General features: G+C 74.3%; 16 protein-coding genes. 10 read left to right on the top strand and 6 right to left on the bottom strand.

Annotation, left to right across the window (positions count from 1 at the left end):
* Window positions 1-4: 4 nt before the first annotated feature.
* The 3 genes from ACX9I7_RS10985 to ACX9I7_RS10975 all read right to left on the bottom strand — a co-directional run bounded on the left by ACX9I7_RS10985 (window position 5) and on the right by ACX9I7_RS10975 (window position 3,953).
* Entirely contained in the window at window positions 5-838 is an 834-nt protein-coding gene (locus ACX9I7_RS10985; RefSeq protein WP_459387178.1) for an alpha/beta fold hydrolase, read from the bottom strand.
* A 62-nt stretch (window positions 839-900) separates the two neighbouring features.
* Window positions 901-2,253 (bottom strand): FAD-dependent oxidoreductase, encoded by a 1,353-nt coding sequence (locus ACX9I7_RS10980; RefSeq protein WP_459387177.1) that lies wholly within the window; start codon window positions 2,251-2,253, stop codon window positions 901-903.
* Window positions 2,254-2,348: 95 nt separating this feature from the next.
* Window positions 2,349-3,953 carry an MFS transporter gene (locus ACX9I7_RS10975; protein WP_387568771.1) on the bottom strand — a complete coding sequence of 535 codons (1,605 nt, stop codon included), beginning with the start codon at window positions 3,951-3,953 and terminating at the stop codon, window positions 2,349-2,351.
* 235 nt (window positions 3,954-4,188) lie between these two features.
* On the opposite strand from ACX9I7_RS10975, the gene ACX9I7_RS10970 reads away from it, so the two are divergent.
* Complete coding sequence (locus ACX9I7_RS10970; protein WP_459387176.1) at window positions 4,189-7,467, top strand: BTAD domain-containing putative transcriptional regulator; 3,279 nt, start codon at window positions 4,189-4,191, stop codon at window positions 7,465-7,467.
* Window positions 7,468-7,743: 276 nt separating this feature from the next.
* Window positions 7,744-9,207 (top strand): hypothetical protein, encoded by a 1,464-nt coding sequence (locus ACX9I7_RS10965; protein ID WP_459387175.1) that lies wholly within the window; start codon window positions 7,744-7,746, stop codon window positions 9,205-9,207.
* A 59-nt stretch (window positions 9,208-9,266) separates the two neighbouring features.
* Here ACX9I7_RS10965 and ACX9I7_RS10960 read toward each other — a convergent pair whose 3' ends face one another.
* Entirely contained in the window at window positions 9,267-11,444 is a 2,178-nt protein-coding gene (locus ACX9I7_RS10960) for an alpha-N-acetylglucosaminidase (protein ID WP_459387174.1), read from the bottom strand.
* A gap of 343 nt (window positions 11,445-11,787) precedes the next feature.
* On the opposite strand from ACX9I7_RS10960, the gene ACX9I7_RS10955 reads away from it, so the two are divergent.
* From ACX9I7_RS10955 to ACX9I7_RS10945, 3 genes are read left to right on the top strand one after another with little or no spacing between them, the layout of a single operon-like run.
* A complete protein-coding gene (locus tag ACX9I7_RS10955) occupies window positions 11,788-12,264 on the top strand; it encodes a hypothetical protein (RefSeq protein WP_387568760.1) in 477 nt (158 codons plus the stop codon).
* 39 nt (window positions 12,265-12,303) lie between these two features.
* On the top strand, window positions 12,304-13,563 hold the full coding sequence (locus tag ACX9I7_RS10950; RefSeq protein ID WP_459387173.1) for an ATP-binding protein: 1,260 nt from the start codon (window positions 12,304-12,306) through the stop codon (window positions 13,561-13,563).
* A 37-nt stretch (window positions 13,564-13,600) separates the two neighbouring features.
* Window positions 13,601-14,104 carry a DUF1269 domain-containing protein gene (locus tag ACX9I7_RS10945; protein ID WP_387568754.1) on the top strand — a complete coding sequence of 168 codons (504 nt, stop codon included), beginning with the start codon at window positions 13,601-13,603 and terminating at the stop codon, window positions 14,102-14,104.
* A 69-nt stretch (window positions 14,105-14,173) separates the two neighbouring features.
* Here the strand turns inward: ACX9I7_RS10945 and ACX9I7_RS10940 are convergent, their stop codons facing one another.
* On the bottom strand, window positions 14,174-14,668 hold the full coding sequence (locus tag ACX9I7_RS10940; RefSeq protein WP_459387172.1) for a GNAT family N-acetyltransferase: 495 nt from the start codon (window positions 14,666-14,668) through the stop codon (window positions 14,174-14,176).
* Window positions 14,669-14,734: 66 nt separating this feature from the next.
* On the opposite strand from ACX9I7_RS10940, the gene ACX9I7_RS10935 reads away from it, so the two are divergent.
* Together ACX9I7_RS10935 and ACX9I7_RS10930 are read left to right on the top strand one after the other, a co-directional pair.
* Window positions 14,735-15,529 (top strand): exodeoxyribonuclease III, encoded by a 795-nt coding sequence (locus ACX9I7_RS10935; protein WP_459387171.1) that lies wholly within the window; start codon window positions 14,735-14,737, stop codon window positions 15,527-15,529.
* A 143-nt stretch (window positions 15,530-15,672) separates the two neighbouring features.
* Window positions 15,673-16,341 (top strand): hypothetical protein, encoded by a 669-nt coding sequence (locus ACX9I7_RS10930; protein WP_459387170.1) that lies wholly within the window; start codon window positions 15,673-15,675, stop codon window positions 16,339-16,341.
* An 11-nt stretch (window positions 16,342-16,352) separates the two neighbouring features.
* Here ACX9I7_RS10930 and ACX9I7_RS10925 read toward each other — a convergent pair whose 3' ends face one another.
* Complete coding sequence (locus tag ACX9I7_RS10925; protein ID WP_387568743.1) at window positions 16,353-17,012, bottom strand: MerR family transcriptional regulator; 660 nt, start codon at window positions 17,010-17,012, stop codon at window positions 16,353-16,355.
* Between the two features lie 152 nt (window positions 17,013-17,164).
* Here ACX9I7_RS10925 and ACX9I7_RS10920 point away from each other — a divergent pair, with 152 nt between their 5' ends.
* The 3 genes from ACX9I7_RS10920 (at window position 17,165) to ACX9I7_RS10910 (ending at window position 19,860) form a co-directional block, all read left to right on the top strand.
* Window positions 17,165-18,685 (top strand): flavin-containing monooxygenase, encoded by a 1,521-nt coding sequence (locus ACX9I7_RS10920; RefSeq protein WP_387568740.1) that lies wholly within the window; start codon window positions 17,165-17,167, stop codon window positions 18,683-18,685.
* Complete coding sequence (locus ACX9I7_RS10915) at window positions 18,682-19,590, top strand: SDR family oxidoreductase (RefSeq protein ID WP_459387169.1); 909 nt, start codon at window positions 18,682-18,684, stop codon at window positions 19,588-19,590. The genes ACX9I7_RS10920 and ACX9I7_RS10915 overlap by 4 nt, the downstream gene beginning before the upstream one ends.
* Window positions 19,591-19,668: 78 nt before the next feature.
* The gene (locus ACX9I7_RS10910) at window positions 19,669-19,860 is read left to right on the top strand and encodes a hypothetical protein (protein WP_387568734.1); all 192 of its coding nucleotides are present in this window, start codon (window positions 19,669-19,671) and stop codon (window positions 19,858-19,860) included.
* Window positions 19,861-19,889: the final 29 nt, after the last annotated feature.

The following is a 19,889-nucleotide window of genomic DNA, read 5'->3' as shown; positions in this document are numbered from 1 at the left end:
CGGGTCAGGCGGCGTCGTGCTCCTGCACCAGGCGGACGATCTCGTCGGCGACCGTCTCCGGTACTTCCTCGGGCTGCCAGTGCGAGGCGTCCCGCAGCGTCACCAGCCGGTAGGGGCCGGTGACGTGGTCGGCGGTCCGCTCGGCGGCGAGGGTGCTGACGGACGGGTCGGCCTCGCTCCAGATGAACGTGGTGGGCACGGGGACGTCGCCCATGGGGGTGCTGTCGTCGAAGAGGGTGCCCACGCGGTACCAGTTGAGGGCCGCGTCGAGGGTGCCCGGCCGGGTGTGGAGGGCCATGTACCGGTCGATCTGCTCGTCGGTGAGCACCGTGTCGACCACGTGGTACCACTTGCGCAGTTCCACCGCGCCGTCCGCCAGCATCGCCTCCGCGCGGCCCGGCGCGGTGAGGAAGTCCACGTACTCCGAACTCTTCTTCTGCTCCGGGTCGTTGCGGAAGGCGTGCTGGTAGGCGTCGAGGTGGGGGAAGGCCACGGCGGTCAGGGTGCGGACGCGGCCGGGGTGGCGGGCGGCCAGGTGCCAGGCGACGATGGCGCCCCAGTCGTGGCCGACGACGTGGGCCGACTCCAGGCCCAGCGCGTCGAGGACGCCGAGGGCGTCCCCGGCGATCTTCGGCAGCGTGTAGTCGGCCACGTCGGCGGGGCGGGCGTCGGCCGAGTAGCCGCGCTGGTCGAAGGCGATGGTGCGCAGCCCGGCGGCGTTGAGCAGCGGTACGACGTCCAGCCAGGACTTCCGGCTCTGTGGGAAGCCGTGGAGGAGCAGGACCGGCCGGCCGTCCTCGGGGCCGCTCACATCGGCGTCGAATACCAGGTCGTTCACGGTGATCCGCATGGTTCTGCCTGTCTGGTGGGAAGGACGGTGCGACAAAGGGGAGGACGCGGCTAGCGGCCGGCTTGCCCGTCGTGGCGGTCGAGCGCCGCCATGAGGGCGGGTGCCAGCAGGGCGTCCGGCCCGTCGACGAGGCCGATGACGCGGGTGAGCGCCTCGGAGACCTCCTCGTCGTGGACGGCGGCGGCCTGGACGCGGGCCAGGTGGGCGTGGCCCGCCAGGATCTCCGGGGTGCGCTCGCCCTCGACGCCGGGGAAGGCGAGGTCCCCGCCGATCGACATGGCCCAGGGGCCGTCGATGGCGTCGACGGCCAGGCGCTTGAAGTAGCCGAGGGGGTCGGGCAGTCCGCCGGACTCCGTCAGGTGGTCGCGCAGCGCCAGGGCGGACAGGGCCGAGACGGTCATGCCCTGGGCGTAGGAGGGGTTGAAGCTGCACACGGCGTCGCCCATGACCAGCAGGCCCTCGGGGAAGCGCGGCAGGCGCTCGTAGTGGCGGCGGAGGTTGGCCGGGAAGCGGTAGGCGACCAGCTCGTCGAGCGGCTCGGCGGCCACGAGCGCGGCGTGGACGCCGGGCACGTCCAGGGACTCGACGAAGGCGAGGAAGCCCTCGTGGTCGGTGGGCGGCTGGTCGCCGAGGATGCCGTAGGCGGTGACGACGCTGCGGTCGCCGTCGACCTTGCTGACGATCAGTCCGCGCGGCAGCGAGGGCGACGCGACGTAGTTGACGGCCATGTCGTCCCCGTAGAAGTCGGGGCCGATCCGGTAGTGGCGGGTGGTGTAGCCGAGGCCGATGCGGTGCTTGGCCTCCTCGACGCGGGGGTAGCCGAGCTCCTCCAGCCAGGCCGGGGTGCGCGAGCCGCGGCCGGTGGTGTCGACGATCAGGTCGGCCTCCAGCAGCTCCTCCGTGCTGCCGGGCTCCTGCCGGAGCACCCACACGCCGGTGACGCGGCCGCGGTCGGGCGACGCCTGCAGGCGCAGGATGTCGCACTCCTCCAGGAAGGTGACGGCGGGCAGGGCCCGCACCCGCTCGCGGACGTGCCGCTCCAGGAACGGCCTGCGGGAGGTGAGGGCGACGAGCCCGGACCGGTTGGGCCGCAGCCGCTCGCCGTTCATGTACCAGCGCACGTCGTGGCCGACGTCGCCCCGGGCCGCGCCGTCCTCGGCCAGCTCGTCGGTCAGCCCCGGGAAGAGGCCCTCCAGGATCTGCTGGCCGCGGGAGAGCAGCCCGTGGACGTGGCGGCCCTGGGGCACGCCGCGCCGGGGCTCCTTCACGCCGGTCAGCCGGTCGCGGTCGACGACCAGCACCTCCGCGTACGACTCGGACAGGACACGGGCGGCGAAGAGGCCCGCGATGCTCCCGCCGAGCACGACGGCCCGTCCTTCGGTGGTTCCCGGTTGTGCGTTCATGGCGTGCACCTCTCTCGGTTCGACGCAGGGCCCGGTGGCCGGAACGCGTCCGGCCGGGCTCGGTACGTGGGGGGAGCGCTAGTGCGGGGGCGGCCTCAGTGCGTGGGGGTGGCCGCGGTCGGCGAGCCGGCGTCGGCCGGCGCGCTCTCCGCCTCGGGTTCGGCGGCGGAGATCGGGGGGATGTGACGCAGCAGGGCGAAGACGATGACGGCGGTCAGCAGGGCGAAGCCGCCGCTGACCAGGGCAGCGGTGTGGAAGCCGTGGGTGAAGGCGGAGTGGGCCGCCTTCAGCAGGCCCCTCGCCAGGGTGTCCGGCAGGCCCTCGGCAGCCGCCGCGGCACCGCCGATGGTGTCGCGGGCGGCGTCCGCCGCCGCGTCGGGCACGCCCGCCGGGGCCCGGTCCGCCACGTCGCCGCGGTAGACGGCCACGGCGATGCTGCCGGTGACGGCGATGCCCATGGCGAGGCCGATCTCATAGGCGGTCTGGCCGGTCGCGGCGGCCGAGCCGGCCTTCTCGGGCGGGGCCGAGCCGACGGCGAGCGCCGTGCCCAGCACGCTGATCGGCGCGACGCCGAACATGACGACGGACAGCGACACCGACGCGAGGACGACCCCGGAGTCGTCGCCGGCGACCTGGGCGGTCATCCAGCAGCCGACGGCGGCGATCAGCGTGCCCACGATCAGCACATAGGCGGGGCGCACCCGGCGGGCCAGGACGGGGGTCAGCTGGGAGCCGAGGACCAGTCCGGCGGCGCCCGGCAGCAGCCACAGGCCCGCCTCCAGCGGCGACCTGCCCGCGATGAACTGCAGGTACTGGGGGACGAGCACCTCGACGCCGTTCAGGGCCGTCATGCCCAGCAGCAGCGTCAGCAGGGCGCCGGTGAAGGCCCGGCCGGAGAACAGCCGCAGGTCCAGCAGGGGGGTCTCCAGGCCGCGCTGCCGGCGGACGAACAGCACGGTGAAGACCACGCCGATCAGCAGGGACACCCCGACCTGGGCGCCCAAGCCGTACTCGGCGAACTTCTTGACCGCGTAGACGAGCGGCAGGATGCCCAGCAGGAACAGCACCACGCTGGCCAGGTCCAGCCGGCCCGGCTCGGGGGCGCGGTACTCGGGCAGCAGCACCGGTGCCGTCACCAGCGCCAGCACCATGACCGGCACGCCGATGAGGAAGACCGAGCCCCACCACCAGGCGGCCAGCAGCACGCCGCCGATCACCGGGCCGATGGCCAGGCCCACGGACAGGGCGGTGACCCACATGGCGATGGCCGTGGCCCGCTGACGCGGGTCGGCGAACATGTGGTTGATCAGCGACAGGGTGGAGGGCAGCACCGCGGCGCCGGCGACGCCCAGCACCGCGCGGGCCACGATCATCATCGCGGGAGTGGTGGCGTAGGCGGCGACCAGGGAGGCGACGACGAAGCCGACCGCGCCGATCATCAGCAGTCTGCGGCGACCGATCCGGTCCCCCAGGTTGCCCATGATCACCATGGTTCCGGCCGTGAGGAACCCGTAGATGTCGGTGATCCACAGCAGTTCGCTGCTGGACGGCTGGATGTCGGCGGTCAGATAGGGCGTCGCCAGCCACAGCACGCCCAGGTCCACGGTCATCAGCGCGGTGGGCAGCAGAAGGATGGCCAGGCCGAACCACTGCCGTGGTCCGGCCCGCAGAGTGGATGCGGATGCGGCGTTCGAGGACATGGGGCCACCGTGCGGCCCGGTCCTTCGGGCCGGCTTCCGGTCCGCTTCCGGTCCCGCCGCAGGCGCTGGAAGGGCCTTCGGGGCGGGCGCGGCGCGGAGCACCGGAGTCCGCTCGGCGGCCGCTCGAGACGGGGTCGAGAGCCGGTCGCCGGAAGGACGGAATCTGCGTGAAAGTGAGGTGACCCGCAGTCAAATCCCTTTAAAAACCGCAGGTGGCCTCACCTATCGTGAAGGAATGCGTTTTGGAGTGCTGGGGTCGCTGGAAGTGTGGACCGCCGACGGCCGGCCGGTCCGGGTCCCCGAGCTGAAGGTGCGCGCGCTGCTGGCCGACCTGATCAGCCACGAGGGCCGGGCGGTGTCCGCCGACCGCCTCATCGAGGACCTGTGGGGCGACGCCCTGCCCCGCAACCCCACCGGAGCGCTGCAGGCGAAGGTCTCGCAGCTGCGCAGGGCGCTGGAGGACGCCGAGCCGGGCGCGCGCGCCCTGATCGCCTCGCGGCCCCCGGGGTACGCGCTGGACACCGAGGCGGTGGACGCCCGCCGGTTCACCGAGCTCACCGAGCGCGCCCGCGCCGCCACCGGGCCGCGCGAACGGGCCGCCCTGCTGGGCGAGGCCCTGACCCTGTGGCGGGGCGACGCCTACGCGGACTTCGCCGACGAGGAGTTCGCCCGGGCCGCCGTCGCCCGCCTGGAGGAGGAACGCCTGCTGGCCCTGGAGGAGCAGGCCCGGGCCCGGCTCGCCCTGGGCGAACACCACGCGCTGGCCGGCGAACTGGCCGACCTGGTCGCCGCCCACCCGCTGCGCGAGGGCCTGCGCGCCGTCCAGTTACGGGCCCTCTACCAGTCGGGACGGCAGAGCGAGGCCCTGGCCGGCTACGGCGAGCTGCGCACCCGGCTGGCGGAGGACCTCGGACTCGACCCCTCCCCGGAACTGGCCGCCCTCCACCGGGCCATCCTCGCCCAGGACCCGGCCCTCGACCCGGCGGCCGCCCCCGCCGCCCGCCCCCGCACCAACCTGCCCGCCCCCATCACCGAGCTGATCGGCCGCGAGGGGGCCACCGAGGAGATACGGTCCCGGCTGGCCGCCTCCCGGCTGGTGACCCTCACCGGCTCCGGCGGGGTCGGCAAGACCCGGCTCGCCCTGGAGACCGCCGACCGGCTCGCCCCCGCCTACCCCGACGGGGTCTGGCTCGTCGAACTCGCCGCCCTGGAGGCCCACCACGGCCGCCCGGCCGCCGCCGACCCCCTCACCGCCGACGCCCTCACCGACGCCGTCCTGACCGTGCTGGGCATCCGGGAGGACGGCGCCCCCGGCATCCTCACCGGCGGCAACGCCGTCACCCCCCTCGACCGGCTGACCGACGCGCTGCGCACCAAGCAGCTCCTGCTCGTCCTGGACAACTGCGAGCACGTCGTCGAACAGGCCGCCCACCTCGTCGAGACGCTGCTGCGCGGCGCCCCGGGCCTCCACGTCCTGGCCACCAGCCAGGAGCCCCTCGCCCTGGCCGGGGAGGCCGTGTGGGCGGTCCCGCCGCTCCCGCTGCCCCACCCCGGCGCCGGCACCGCTCCCGAACGGCTGGAACGGTGCGGCGCGGTACGGCTGTTCGTGACGCGGACCGCCGCGGCCGTCCCGGGCTTCGTCCTCGACGAGGACAACGCCGCGGCCGTCGCGGCGATCTGCCGCCGGCTCGACGGCATCCCGCTCGCCCTCGAACTCGCCGCCATCCGCGTCCGCAGCCTCGGCGTCCACACCCTCCTCACCCGCCTCGACGACCGCTTCCGGCTGCTGACCGCGGGCCACCGCGGCGCCCCGCCCCGCCAGCAGACACTCCGCGCCATGATCGACTGGAGCTGGGAGCTGCTCACGGGACCGGAGCGGGCCGTGCTGCGCCGCCTCGGCGCGCACGCCGAAGGATGCGGCCTCGAAGCCGCCGAGGCGGTGTGCGCGGGCGGGTGCGTGACCTCCGAGGAGGTCCTGGAGGTCCTGGCCCGCCTGGTGGACCGGTCCCTGGTCATCGTGGTGGCCGGGCCGGACGGCCCCCGCTACCGGCTGCTGGAGTCGGTGGCCGCCTACTGCGTGGAGCGGCTGCACGAGGCCGGCGAGTACGACGCCGTCCGCCGCCGCCACCAGCGCCACTACACCGAGCTGGCCGAGCGCGCCGAGCCCCGGCTGCGCGGCGACGGCCAGCAGCGCTGGCTGGAGCGCCTCGACGCGGAGACCGCCAATCTGCGCACCGCCCTGGAGACGGGCGGCGACGGCGAGCTCGCCCTCCGCCTGGCCAACGCCCTGACCTGGTACTGGATCCTGCGCGGCCGGCACGCCGAGGCGCGGCGCTCCCTGGAGCGGGCGCTCACGGCCGTCGCCGGGCGGGAGCCCTCGCCCGCCTCCGTACGGGCCCGTGCCTGGCACACGGGCCTCACCGTCCTCGACGGCGGGGTCACCGGCCGGGACGGGCGGGTGCGCGAGGCCCTCGCCGGCTACGACGGGCTGGCGGACCCCCGGGGCCGGGCCGAGGCCGAGTGGTTCCTGGGCCACGCGCTGTGCGGCATCGGGGACCTGGCCGCCAGCGAGGAACTCGTCAACCACGCCCTGCGCGGCTACCGGGCCCTGGGCGACCGCTGGGGCATGGCGGCGGCGCTCAGCGACCGGGCCGTGCTGCGGCTGCTGCGCGGCGACCTCGCGGGCGTCGAGCGCGACGGGGAGCGCAGCGCGACGCTGTTCCGGGAACTCGGTGACCGCTGGGGCCAGCTGAGGGCCGTCCCCGCCCTCACCACCCGGGCCGAGGTCTTCGGCGACTACGAGCGGGCCACCCGGCTGCTGCGCGACGGGCTGCGGATGGCCGAGCGGCTGGGCATGTGGACGGAGGCGGCGGACCTGCTGTCCGGGCTCGGCAGGATCGCGCTGCTGACCGGCGACCACGACCGGGCGCGGGACTTCCACGAGCGGTCCGGGCGGCTCGCCGCCGAGCAGGGCTTCCGGATCGGCGAGGTCAACGCGGAGGTGGGGCTCGGCCTGGGGGCGCGCCGGGAGGGGGAGCTCGACATCGCCGAGGCGCACATGCGCAACGTCCTGCAGTGGCACCGCAGGGTGGGCCTGGAGGGCGCGAACGCCCTGATCCTGGCCGAGCTCGGCTTCGTCGCCGAGCAGCGGGGCGAGGCGCGCGAGGCGCTCGCGCTGCAGCTGGAGGGCTTCGAGGTGGCCCGCGCGACGGGCGACCCCCGCGCGGTGGCCCTCGCGCTGGAGGGGCTCGCCGGGGCGCGGGCGCTGGCGGGCCGGCACGACGAGGCCGCCCGGCTGCTGGGCGCGGCCGCCGAGGCCCGGGCGCAGGTGGGGGCGCCGCTGCCGCCCGCCGAGCGCGGCGACGTCGACCGGATCTCGGCGGCGGTGCGCGAGGCGCTGGGGGAGGCGGGATTCCTGACGGAGTGCGCGCTGGGGGCCGGGCTGTGGCCGGACGGGTACGCCGCCCTGGTCAAAGGGTGGATGGGCGCCTCAAGTTGGTCCGTCGATGATTGAACGGACGACTTATTAAACCTTGTTGAGAAAAGTGTGACCCAGATCATGTTTCCAGCGGTAGGGAAACGGTTCTTCTGGGTGTGTGGCGCATGGCACGATCTTGCGGATCGCTACTTGCCGGTAATCCCGGTGCGGGTGGCGATCGCAGCCCTTCCTGATGCCGTGTGATGCGGCCCGGCCGCGTATTCCGCCGGGTCGCCCCCACCTCACGCTCCCGAGGACTTGAATTTGCGTAAGTCTGTTAGATACGCCGCTGTTTTAACTTCTCTGACCGCTGTGTCCATATTTTCCACGGGTTGTTCGGCGGGTAGCTCCACCTCGGCGGCCAAGGGCTCGGACGCCGAGCCGGTCGCCGCGACGTCGAACGCCCTCGCGCCGCAGCTCGCCGTCGCCGCCGCCCCCGCCGGGGCGGGCGCGCCGAGCGCGGTGGCCCACCCCGGTGGCGGGTCGGACGGCGCCCCGGCGCCCAAGGCGGCCAAGTCGGCGCTGAAGGTCGCCTCGTTCGACCAGCGCAGCGGCCGGGCCGTGATCGCGGGACCCACGGGCAGCGGCGCGGCGAAGAAGCCGAAGGGCATCGCGCCGCAGCCCTCGAAGTCCGGGCAGCCGCCGCAGTCGGCCCCGGGTGCCCAGGGCGCTCAGCCGGGCGGGGCCGAGGCGAACAGCGTGGCCGTCGGCGACGTCATCGCCAGCGCCCCCGCGCCCGGCGCGCCCTCCGGCCTGCTGGCCAAGGTGACCAAGGTGCTGGGCACGACCGACAAGGGCACCGAGGTCAACACGGCCCCGGCCACCCTCGACGCGCTGCTCGGCGACTCCGAGGCCAAGGGCTCGGTGCCCGTCGACCCGTCGTCCGTGAAGGTCGTTCCGCTCCTGCCGGGCGTGAAGGCGTCCTGGACGAAGCCGGACGGCATCCACGTGGGCCCGCAGGGCGCCAAGGTGCCGCTGGGCAACCTGCGGCTGGACGTCGGCGCGTCCATCCCCACGCCTCCGGGCTCCCCGGTCAAGGCCGAGGCGTCCGCCGCGGGCTATGTCCAGCTCGCGCCCGAGGTCGACTTCTCCTACAACGGCAAGGGCGTCGGCTCCACCGGCGGCCCGGGCACCGCGTCGCTGGCCCTGTCCGGCGACTGGTCCTCCGCGTGGGAGCTCAAGGGCCAGGCGGTGGCCACCACCGCCGACAAGCCCATCAAGCTGCCCTTCGCGAAGCTCCACGCCGACCCGGTGATCCAGGTCGGCCCGGTGCCGGTCGTCGTCAACCTCGACCTCACCTGCTACCTCCAGGTCGACGCCGAAGGAAAGATCTCCGTCGACGTCAAGCAGGAGCTGAAGGGCGACTTCAAGGTCGGCGGCTCCTACTCCTGGGGCAAGGGCTGGACGCCCATCAGCAGCTCGCAGATGAACGCCACGCCGGTCACGGCCACGGCGTCCGCCGCGGGCAAGGTCAAGGCGACGCTCGGCACCGAGGCGTCCGTGGGCCTCTACGGCGCGGTCGGCGTCAGCGCCAACCTCGCGCCGTACCTGCGGGCCGAGGCGGAGGGCACTGCCACCGCCTCGTCCAACGGGTCGGCCTCCGCCAGCGGCAAGTGGGCCGCGTACGGCGGTGTCGACCTGACGGGTGCGCTGCAGGCGCAGCTGAAGATCTTCGGTACGCCGCTGTTCGAGCGGCGGATTCCGGTCGACATCCTGCACCGGGAGTGGAAGCTCGCGGGCGGGGAGGGGACCGTCAGCACGCCCAAGAAGCGGTAGCGCTTCGCGTTTTCCGGGGACCCCCTGTCGGCTTGCGCCGGTGGGGGGTCCTCAGCCGTTTACAGCCGTGACGCCACCGTTCGCGCGATGCGGACGATGTCGCCCGTCGGGCGGGTGCGGGTCTCCGTCGGGTTGTGGGTCCAGCGGTCCTCCAGGGCGAACCAGTCGACGGGGTTCGGGGCGCGGTCCTCGTCCAGGGCCGTTTCCAGCTCCGTGAAGTACGTCTGCCAGCGCAACCGGTAGAGGCCGCCGACCAGGCCCGCCCACTCGCGGTTGGCGTAGTCGTGGAGCTTGCCGGCGTCCGCCGCGTGGCGGGGTCCCCAGACGGTGAGCAGGGTGAGGGCGTCGGCCTGGAGGCGGTCGCGCTCGGCGTCGGAGGAGCCCCAGGCGCGGGCGGCGGACAGCCAGCGGCCCAGCAGATGGCGGTCGTCCGTGGCGACGATCCGCTCCAGCAGGTCCATCCAGTCCAGCCACTGCCGGGTGAGGTCGCCGAAGCGCTCGCGGTCGCCCTCGTCGTAGGCGGCCTTGACGCGCGGCAGCAGCAGCCGGCCGCGGTTGGCGACGCACTGGCGGGCGACGTCCACGAGGTCGGCCCGGTACGCGGAGCTCGCGCGCAGGGGCGGGGCCACGGACAGCAGGGCCGGCAGGGCCGCCTCGAACTCGGCGGCGTCGTAGCGCAGCTGCCGCGGCGACCAGCTCGCGGCGTGGTCGACCGCCAGGTCGGGGCGGGCGCCGAAGAGGCCGTCGGCCTGCTCGCTCCAGCTGTCGGCGCGTCCGGTGCCGTAGGCGGTGCGGCGCAGGGCGTCCCAGGCGCGGGCGGCGCCCGAGTCGGCGGCCCCGTAGCGGGTGACGGCCCACTGCCCGAACCACGTCCCAAGATCGACCGGCCCGGAGGTCCAGGCCAGGTCGGAGAAGAGGGCGAGGGCGGCCGGGTCGGTGTCGGCGGCCTCCGGCATCACGGCGATGCCGCGCAGGGCGCTGCCCGGCTTGGTGCGCCACCGCTCGTAGAGCGAGACCCACTCGGGGGCGTTGGCGCCCAGCGCCGTGTGGCCGCCGAAGTTCCAGATGGTGCCGAAGGCGTAGGGCGTGCCGCCCCAGTCCCGCTCCCGGTCGGTGATCTTCGGGAAGCGGTCGGGGATGCCGTCGAGGACGAGCATCCTGGAGCGGTCGACGGCGTCGACGATCTCCCGTCGCGGATTGTGCTGCCAGCCGAGGATGGCCCAGACGGCGTCCGGGTGGGCCGCGCGCAGCGCCTTCTCCACCGCCTTGGCGGCCGCGCCGACGGGGACGTCGCCGGGGGAGCCGCCCTCGTGCAGCAGGTCCATCTTGTACATGGCCGTCGCCCCGTACAGCTCCTGCTGCACCCGGTAGAAGGTGCGGGCGACGGCGGCGAAGTGGGGGGTGCGGGGGTCGAGCCAGTCGGGGCGGTCGAAGCCGCACCAGCCGCCCTGCGGAATGGTCCGGGCGCCCTTGTTGCGCTCGGCGTAGCCGGGCGGGACGGTGCCGAAGTAGCCGGGCAGCACCGGGGTCATGCCCAGCTCGCGCAGCCGGCGCACGATCTTCCGCGCCAGGGCGGTGCGGCGGTCGAGGAGCTCCGGGGAGACGGGCCCGCCGAAGGAGGCCATGTTCTGCATCAGCCACCACGGCTGGTGGGCGGGGCCGGGAACCCACGCGCGGACTTCCGCGTCGCTGTAACCGTGTTCGATGAACGTGCGGTGGTACACGGCGTCGGCGCCGGCGTAGACGAGGACCTCGTTGAAGCCGTGCAGGGCGAGGACGTCGAGCTCGCGCTCCCAGTAGTCCCAGTCGTGGTACGGGCCGGTGTAGCCGTCGTTGGTGTCGTTGAACACGAAGCGATGGGCGACGTTGGCCGTGGCGGCGACCGGTTCGCCGACGGCGGGGAGCCGGGCCGGGAGGAGGTTGGTCTGCTCGCCGCGCCAGGAGACGTGGGCGTTCGCGACGCGCCGGAGGTAGTGGTGGAAACCGGTCAGCTGGACGGCCGCCGTGGTGCCCTCGACGGTGATCCGGCCCGCCGTGCCGGACACCCGGAAGGCGTCGTGGCCGTTCCGGCGGGGCACGGTGCGGAAGGTGACCTGGTCGTGGTGGCGCGGCAGCAGCCGGGCCAGCGCGGAGGCGGCGGCCCCGGCCGGGGCCGCCCCGGCGGAGGGCACCCCCACCGTGCCGAGTGCGGCGGTCCCGGCGAGCGCGCCGAGGATCGTACGACGGGCGATGGGCATGAGTGACCTCCACCGTGGCGCCGCGGCCTGCCGGCCGGCGACCGGCTACGGGCCGGCTCCCGGCCGTCGGCTGACGACTGGCTGGACTGGACCACTTGAGCGCGGAGATCCTATGAGTCCCCGTCGGGAATCGGTCAAGGGCACGGGCGTCGAACCAGCCACACCGGTTACATTTGGCACGAATGGCCCCGCGGGCCTCGGGGGACCTGCTAATGGCGGGGGCGTCCGGGGGTGTGGTGGCCGTCCGGTCCGTCCTGCGCGTCCCGCTCGTCCAGTCCGGTCCTGTCCCGACGGCGTGAGGAAGTCAGTGCGACCTGTGCGACGACCGATGCGACGACGACCTGTGCGACCCCTTCGTGCCCTTCGTGCGACGCCCGGTGCCACCGCTCTCGCCGCCGGGCTGCTGGGCGTCCTGCTCTGCGCCTGCTCCGAACCCGGCGGGCTCCGGGACGCGGGCCCCGCCCGGCCCTCCACCAGCCCCCTCACCGGCCCGGTCTACGTGGTCGAGGGCCCCGGTAAACCCTCGCTGCGCCGTCCGGCGTCCTTCGAGGCCGGGGAGTCCGTACGGCTCACCGGGCTGCGGTGGCTGTCCTGGGGCGGCCCGGCCGCCGAGGCGACCGGGGAGGCGTCGGGGGGCTGGTGCCTGCCGGCCTGCCGGACCAGGAGCTACCCGGCGAAGGTCACCTTCACCGGCCTGGTGCGGAAGGATCGTTCCGCCTACTACGGGCGGGCCGTGGTCGTCGTCGACGGGCTCCCGTCCGGGCAGCACAACGAGCTGCGCGACCTGCGGCTCTTCGTCCCCCAGCAGCCACCGCGCTGAGCGCGCGGAGCCTGCCCCCAGCCGAGGAGACTTCAGTCGATGGGTCTGCGTACGAAGATCGGTGTGGCCATCACGGCCACCGCCGCGGTCGTCTCCGTCCTCATCGGCCTCGTCGTGCACCACCGCACCGCCCTCAACCAGCTGGAGACCGCGCGCGAGTCCCTCGACCAGCGCGTCGTGTCCGCCGCCGAGGACCACGCGGCGGGCTTCGACCGCCCCCGGGTGATCCTCAACCCCCACCGGCTGCCCGAGCCGCTGCGGCGTGCCGTCGACCGGGGCCGCCGCGCCACCTACCTGGACCGCTCCGGGCCCGAGCCGACGCTGTGGGCCGCGACGCGCGTGGGCGACGACGTCGTCGTCCTCAAACACCCCTACACCCGGCAGATCCGCAATCTGGAGGAGCTCGACGAGGTCCTGTGGCTGGCGGGCGGCATCGGCACCGCCCTCGCCGGGGTCGTCGGGGTGGCCCTGGCGACGGTCGCGGGGCGCCGGCTCAACGCCTCCGCGCGGACGGCCGAGCGGATCGCCGACGGCGACCTCACCGCCCGGCTGCGGCCCCGGGGCGGCAAGGACGAGCTCGCCCGGCTGATCCACGCGGTCAACACCATGGCCGACGCGCTCGCCGCCCGCCTCCAGGCCGAGCGCGAGGTCACCGCCAACATCGCCCACGAGCTGCGCACGCCCGTCGCGGGCCTGGTCGCTGCGGCGGAGCTGCTGCCGCCGGGCCGGCCCGCCGAGCTCGTCCGGGAACGCTCGCACCGGGTGCGCACCCTGATGGAGGACGTTCTGGAGGTCGCCCGCCTCGACGCGGACGCCGAGCACGCCGAGACGGACGTACGGGCGCTGGGCGAGCTCACCCGGCGGGCGGTGCGGGCGGCGGCCTCGGGGGAGAAGGTCGAGGTGCGGGTGGTCCGCGACCGGCTGGTCGAGACCGACGCGCGCCGCGTCGAGCGGATCCTGGCGAACCTCGTCACGAACGCCTTCCGGCACGGCTCGGGGCAGGTCGTCGCCGAGGTCGACGACGGCGTCATACGCATATGCGACGGGGGCCCCGGCTTTCCCGAGCAGCTCCTCTCCCACGGCCCGCAGCGCTTCCGCACGGGCTCGCGGGCCGGGCTCGGCCTGGGGCTGACGATCGCGGTCGGCCAGGCGCGGGTGCTGGGCGCCCGGCTCTCCTTCACCAACCCGCCGGGCGGGGGAGCGGAGGCGGTGCTCGACCTGAGCGACGCGATACGGGAGGTGGACGCGGACGTGGACGCGTCCACGTCCGCGTCCGCTCCGCCGGACGACGGCGACTGACGTGCGGGGTGCGGCGGCAGGCTGAAGAGTGGATGCCGTGAACGACAACGTCCTCTTCCTGAACGTCACCGGCCCCGCCAAGGGGCACAAGGCGCTGGACGCCCTGCGCCGCGTCCACTCCGACGGGGAGATCACCCTGCGCGAGGGCGCCGTGATCGCCCGGGACGCGGAGGGCGCCCTCGACTTCCCCGACGCCGTCGACAACACCGGCACGGCCACCGCCTTCGCCATGGGCGGGCTGCTCGGCGGACTGCTGGGCATCCTCGGCGGCCCGCTCGGCGTCCTGGTCGGCTTCGGCGCGGGTGGCCTGATCGGCGGCGCCCACGACGCCCGCGCGGCCACGGCGTCGAACGCGGCCCTGGAGATGCTGGCGGCGGAGGTGCCGCCGGGCAGCACGGTCCTGATGGCCGAGGTCCGCGAGGACGACCCGGGCCCGGTCGACCGGGCCCTCACCCCCTTCGGCGAGGTCCGCCGCTACCCGGCGGAACGCGTCCGCGCGGAGGTGGAAGCCGCCATCGCCACCGGGCACGGGGGGTCGTAGCGGTTCCGGGCGATCGGGTGGGCCGGTGGGCGAAACCCGCGCCGAAGGCGCGGGAAACCCCCACGGCGGTCAGCCGAGCGGCTTGGTGAAGCAGCGGCTGCTGTCGTACTCGCGGTAGTAACCGAACTTCAGCTCGGCCGGAACCGGCTCGTAGCCGCTGGAGACGTAGAGCTCCACGGCCTCCGGCTGCTTGTCGCCCGTTTCCAGGACCATGCGGGCGCGGCCCGCCTCGCGGGCGTCGGTCTCCAGGAGGGCGAGGATGCGCCGTGCCAGGCCCAGCCCCCGGGCCCGGGGTATGACGAACATCCGCTTCAGCTCGGCGTCCCCGTCCGCGTACCCCACGCCGCCCTCGGAGTCGCGCTCCATCGCGCGCCAGCCGCCCGTGGCGACCGGCTCGCCGTCCGCGTCGTACGCGATGAGATACAGGCCACGCGGCGGGGCGAAGTGCGCCGGGTCCAGCGGGGTGTCGTCCCCGCCCCCGTACCGCTCGACGTACTCCAATTGCACCTGGTCATTGAGCTTTACGGCGTCCGGGTGGTCGTAGGCGACCGGCACGATCTCCATGCGGCGATGGTACGTGCGCGCCGACGCCCGGCGGCACCGGGTTTCGGGAGTCGGTATCGTGCCCGGATGCTCACCGTTACCACCGCAAATGTGAACGGACTGCGCGCCGCCGCCAAGAAGGGCTTCGTCGAGTGGCTCGCGCAGACCGAAGCCGACGTCGTGTGCCTCCAGGAGGTCCGCGCCGAGCCCCACCAGCTCCCGGACGAGGTCCGCGACCCCGAGGGCTGGCATGTCGTCCACGCCCCGGCCGCGGCCAAGGGCCGCGCGGGCGTCTCCCTCTACTCGCGGCGCGAGCCGGACGCGACGCGCGTCGGCTTCGGCTCGGCGGAGTTCGACGGCAGCGGCCGGTACGTGGAGATCGATCTTCCCGGTGTGACCGTGGCCAGCCTCTACCTGCCCTCGGGCGAGGTGGGCACGGAGCGGCAGGACGAGAAGGAACGCTTCATGGCGGAGTTCCTGCCCCACCTCGTGGGCCTCAAGGCCCGCGCGGCGGCGGACGGCCGCGAGGTGCTGGTCTGCGGCGACTGGAACATCGCCCACACCGAGGCCGACCTCAAGAACTGGAAGGCCAACCGCAAGAGCGCCGGCTTCCTCCCCGAGGAGCGCGAGTGGCTCGGCAAGGTCTTCGAGGAGTACGTGGACGTCGTCCGCGCCCTCCACCCCGGCGTGGAGGGCCCGTACTCGTGGTGGTCGTACCGCGGCCGCGCCTTCGACAACGACTCCGGCTGGCGCATCGACTACCAGGTCGCGACGCCGGGCCTGGCCGAGCGGGCGGTGAAGGCGGTCGTCGAGCGGGCCGCGAGCCACGACCTGCGCTGGTCGGACCACGCGCCGGTGACGGCCGCCTACGAGGCGCGGTAGTCCTCCGGGCGGATGGCGGATCGCCTCGTGGCGGAGGGGACCCGGGCGGGTTCCGCCCGGGGACGGATGGGCCGCGGCGGGCGCTGCTGAACGATGAGTTCGGCAGCAACCGCAGCTTCACCGTCCTCCTCGGGAGAAACGCCATGGCACTCGCATCGTCCGCCCTCCTTTCCGCTCGCTCGCGCAAAGTCGCCGCGCTGGGCGTCGCGTTGGCCGCCACGGTCACCCTCGGCGGCGCCGCCGGGAACGCGGCGGCGGCGTCCGACGCCGCGCCGCAGCGCGCGAGCGTGACCGGGGCGGCGAGCTTCGAGCTCCCGTACTGGCCGGACAAGGACGTCCGCTCCTTCGCCTTCGACGCCCACGCCAAGCCCTACAGCCGGCCGCTGGCCGGGCTGCCCAGCGGTCTGCCGACGGACGCGGAGGGGACGGTGAACGTCTCCCACTACGTCGCCGCGCTGGGCAAGACCTTCACCGCCGAGGGCAAGGTCGACTGCCTCGTCACCGGTCCGGGCGTCGCGTCCCTCACGGCGGTGATGACCAAGGTCAGCCAGGGCGGCCCGCAGGAGTGGGTGGGCAAGCGCCTCGGCTTCAGCGTCCTGGACGGCGGCAAGGAGAAGGCGGGCCACAAGTCCAAGGACCGGGTCGGCTTCTCCTGGGCGGCGGTGAACGTCCTGCGCGACGGCGACAAGGGCGCGAAGGAGCCGGTCTCCTCCGACGTCGGCACGTGCATGGCCTCGGCCCCCTACGCCCCGGTCACCAAGGGCGGCTACACGGTCCGGCACGCGGAGCTCCCGCCCTTCCCGAAGTCGTGACCGTTCGGGGCCTACCGGGTACCCGGCTCGCGCAACCGCCGGTCCATCGCCAGTGAGAACTCCGCGTCCACCACCGTCCGCGCCAGCGGGCGCAGGCGCGTCAACTCGGCCTCGTCCGCGACCCCGTGCTCCCGCGCCAGGCGGGTGAACATCCCCGCCAGCGCGTCCGCGTGGGCGCGGACCTCGCGGGCCGTCGTGAGGACGGTGGAGAGGGGGATGCCCGCGCGGACGAGGGCCGTCGCGGCGTCCAGGAGGCGGCTGCTGATGTGGACGATCTCCTCGCCGTCCACGGCGAGATAGCCGATGTCGAGGGCGGCGGCCAGGTTCTCCGGGGTGACCTCGCCCGCGAAGTGGTCGGCGAGCTCCTCCGGGGTCAGCCGGACCGTGGTCTCCTCCGACCAGGGCGTGCCCAGGAGTTCGCCCACGTCGCGGCCGCCCTCGAAGGCGGCGATCAGCTCGGCGATGCCGCCGAGCGTGTGCCCCCGGTCCAGCAGCGCGGCCACCGTGCGCAGCCGGGCCAGGTGGTGTTCGCCGTACCAGGCGATGCGGCCCTCGCGGCGCGGCGCCGGGAGGAGGCCGCGTTCGCGGTAGAAGCGCAGGGTGCGCACCGTGATGCCGGCCTCCGCGGCCAGCTCCGCCGTCCGGTACTCGCGCTTCCCGTCGTTCGCCACGCGGGAAGCGTACGCGCGACCGCCGGTAACTTCCTTGCCCCCGGCCCCTATCGCCGCGCCCCGTCCCTGCCCTACGCTCCGACCGTGCCAGTGAGCGCTGGCACGGTCGGGCGGCGGGTGCTTCTGTGGAACCGGGACCGGGAGGCGACGGCATGGTCGAGCACGAAGAGGTCGGACAGCGCGGACGCCACGTGCGCGTGGCGGTGATCGGGTCGGGGTTCGGCGGGCTGGGCGCGGCCGTGCGGCTGCGCCGCGAGGGCGTGACGGACTTCGTCGTCCTGGAGCGCGCCGACTCCGTCGGCGGCACCTGGCGGGACAACACCTATCCCGGTTGCGCCTGCGACGTCCCCTCGCACCTCTACTCCTTCTCCTTCGCCCCCAACCCCGACTGGCCGCGCAGCTTCTCGGGCCAGCCGCACATACGGGCCTATCTGGAGCGCATCACGGACACCTTCGGGCTCCGCCCGCACCTGCGCTTCGGCTCCGAGGTGCTGGCGATGCGCTGGGACGCCGAGCGGCTGCTCTGGGAGATCAGCACCACCAAGGACGACTGGACCGCCGACGTCGTCGTCTCCGCCACCGGCCCGCTCTCCGACCCCCGGATCCCGGACGTCCCCGGGCTGGCGGACTTCCCCGGGCCCGTCTTCCACTCCGCCCGCTGGGACCACGACGCCGAGCTGCGCGGCAAGCGCGTGGCCGTGATCGGCACCGGGGCCTCGGCCGCGCAGATCGTGCCCGCCATCCAGCCCGAGGCCGCCCGGCTCACCCTCTTCCAGCGCACCCCGCCCTGGGTGCTGCCGCGCTTCGACCGCCGGATCACCGCCGCCGAGCGCTGGCTGCACGCGAAGGTCCCGGCCACGGGCCTGCTGCGGCGCGGCTCGCTGTGGGGCGTACGGGAGATGCAGGTCGGCCTGTTCACCAAGTGGCCCGACCGGCTCGGGCTCATGGAGCGCGTCACCGCAGCCCATCTGCGCAGGGCCGTCAAGGACCCCGCCCTGCGCGCCAAGCTGCTGCCCGACTACCGCATCGGCTGCAAACGCATCCTGCTGTCCGACGACTACTACCCCGCGCTCGCCCGCCCCAACGTCGACGTCGTCGCCTCCGGCCTCGCCGAAGTGCGCGGCGCGACGCTCGTGGCCGCCGACGGCACGGAGACGGAGGCCGACGTCGTCGTCTTCGGCACCGGCTTCCACACCACCGACATGCCGATAGCCGACCGCGTCACCGGCGCCAACGGCACGACGCTCGCGGAGGAGTGGGCGAAGGACGGCATGGCGGCCCTGCGCGGCGCCAGCGCCGCCGGGTTCCCCAACTTCCTCTTCGTCATAGGCCCCAACACCGGCCTGGGCAACAACTCGATGATCCTCATCATCGAGGCCCAGCTGAACTACATGGCCGACTTCCTGCGCCAGCTCGACACCATCGGCGGCCGGGCCGCCCTGGACGCCCGCCCCTCCGCCGTCCGCGCCTGGAACCGCGGTGTCCAGCGCCGGATGGAGCGCACGGTCTGGAACACCGGCTGCGACAGCTGGTACCTCGACGCACAGGGCCGCAACACCACGGTCTGGCCGGGCACGACGGCGGAGTTCCGCAAGGTCACCCGGCGGGTGGACCTCGCCGAGTACCAGCTGCTGAGAGCGCCCCGGGCCGCGGTCGTGGGAGCCGCGCGATGAGGCCCCGGACGAGCCTCGACGGTCAGGTCGCCGTCGTCACCGGCGCCGCGCGCGGCGTGGGGGAGTCGCTGGCACGGAAGCTGTCCGCGCGGGGCGCGAGCGTGGCGCTGGTGGGGCTGGAGCCCGACGAGCTGCGCCGGGTCGCCCGGACGCTGCGCGGCGACGCCGCCCACTGGCACGCCGACGTCACCGACCACGAGGCGATGGCGGGCGTGGCCACGGAGGTCAAGGCGCGCTTCGGCAAGGTGGACGTCGTCGTCGCCAACGCCGGTGTCGCCGCCGGCGGCCCGCTGGCCGGCTCCGACCCGGTCGACTGGCGGCGGGTGATCGAGGTCAACCTCATCGGCAGCGCCGTCACCGGCCGCGCCTTCCTGCCCGTCCTCACCGAGAGCCGTGGCTATCTGCTGCAGATCGCCTCCCTCGCCGCGATCACCCCGGCGCCCATGATGACCGCGTACTGCGCGTCCAAGGCGGGCGTCGAGGCGTACGCGCACGGACTGCGTGCCGAGGTCGCCCACAAGGGCGTACGCGTCGGCGTGGCCTATCTGAGCTGGACCGACACCGACATGGTGCGCGGGGCCGACGAGTTCGAGGTGATGCGGGAGCTGCGGCGGCGGCTGCCGTGGCCGGCCAATCGCACGTACCCGCTGGGCCCGGCGGTCGACCGGCTGGTGACGGGCATAGAGCGGCGCTCCGCGCACGTCTACGGGCAGGGCTGGCTGCGCGCGCTGCAGCCGCTGCGCGGCGCGCTCCCGGCACTGGTCGCCCTGGGCGGCCCGCGCGAGATGCGGCGCGCCGAACCCCGCTTGGCCGGGGCACGGTTCGGGCTGGTCGGCGCGGGCGGGGAGGCGGACGCCAAGGCGCGCACGGAGGCCGATACGGAGGCGCGCACGCAGCGTCACTGATCGACATGCGGGGGGCGCGGGGCCGTGTGAGGCTGGTCGCGGCCCACTTCCCCGATCACCCCTTAGGAGTGAGTACGCATGGGCATCAAGGACGAGATGCAGGGCAAGGCCCAGCAGGCCAAGGAGAAGGCCAAGCAGGCCAAGCAGCAGGCCCAGCAGCGCGGCCAGCAGACGCAGGACAAGGTCAAGGGCCAGCAGCAGCAACAGCAGCAGCAGCGTCAGCAGCAGGGCCGGCAGGAGTCCCTGGACGACATCCAGGACGACATCTGACGGCACCGCAGCAGTGAGGGGCGCGCCCA

It is taken from the genome of Streptomyces sp. L500 (genome assembly GCF_054551825.1).
The sequence above is the reverse complement of the archived record's forward strand: the minus strand, read 5'-3'. Positions and strand labels throughout refer to the sequence as shown.

Excerpts from the sequence above, each read along its gene's own strand:
- ACX9I7_RS10980 (WP_459387177.1), bottom strand. The coding sequence starts at position 2,253 with ATGAACGCACAACCGGGAACCACCGAAGGACGGGCCGTCGTGCTCGGC.
- ACX9I7_RS10975 (WP_387568771.1), bottom strand. The coding sequence starts at position 3,953 with ATGTCCTCGAACGCCGCATCCGCATCCACTCTGCGGGCCGGACCACGG.
- ACX9I7_RS10970 (WP_459387176.1), top strand. The coding sequence starts at position 4,189 with ATGCGTTTTGGAGTGCTGGGGTCGCTGGAAGTGTGGACCGCCGACGGC.
- ACX9I7_RS10960 (WP_459387174.1), bottom strand. The coding sequence starts at position 11,444 with ATGCCCATCGCCCGTCGTACGATCCTCGGCGCGCTCGCCGGGACCGCC.
- ACX9I7_RS10950 (WP_459387173.1), top strand. The coding sequence starts at position 12,304 with ATGGGTCTGCGTACGAAGATCGGTGTGGCCATCACGGCCACCGCCGCG.
- ACX9I7_RS10940 (WP_459387172.1), bottom strand. The coding sequence starts at position 14,668 with ATGGAGATCGTGCCGGTCGCCTACGACCACCCGGACGCCGTAAAGCTC.
- ACX9I7_RS10935 (WP_459387171.1), top strand. The coding sequence starts at position 14,735 with ATGCTCACCGTTACCACCGCAAATGTGAACGGACTGCGCGCCGCCGCC.
- ACX9I7_RS10930 (WP_459387170.1), top strand. The coding sequence starts at position 15,673 with ATGGCACTCGCATCGTCCGCCCTCCTTTCCGCTCGCTCGCGCAAAGTC.
- ACX9I7_RS10920 (WP_387568740.1), top strand. The coding sequence starts at position 17,165 with ATGGTCGAGCACGAAGAGGTCGGACAGCGCGGACGCCACGTGCGCGTG.
- ACX9I7_RS10915 (WP_459387169.1), top strand. The coding sequence starts at position 18,682 with ATGAGGCCCCGGACGAGCCTCGACGGTCAGGTCGCCGTCGTCACCGGC.
- ACX9I7_RS10910 (WP_387568734.1), top strand. The coding sequence starts at position 19,669 with ATGGGCATCAAGGACGAGATGCAGGGCAAGGCCCAGCAGGCCAAGGAG.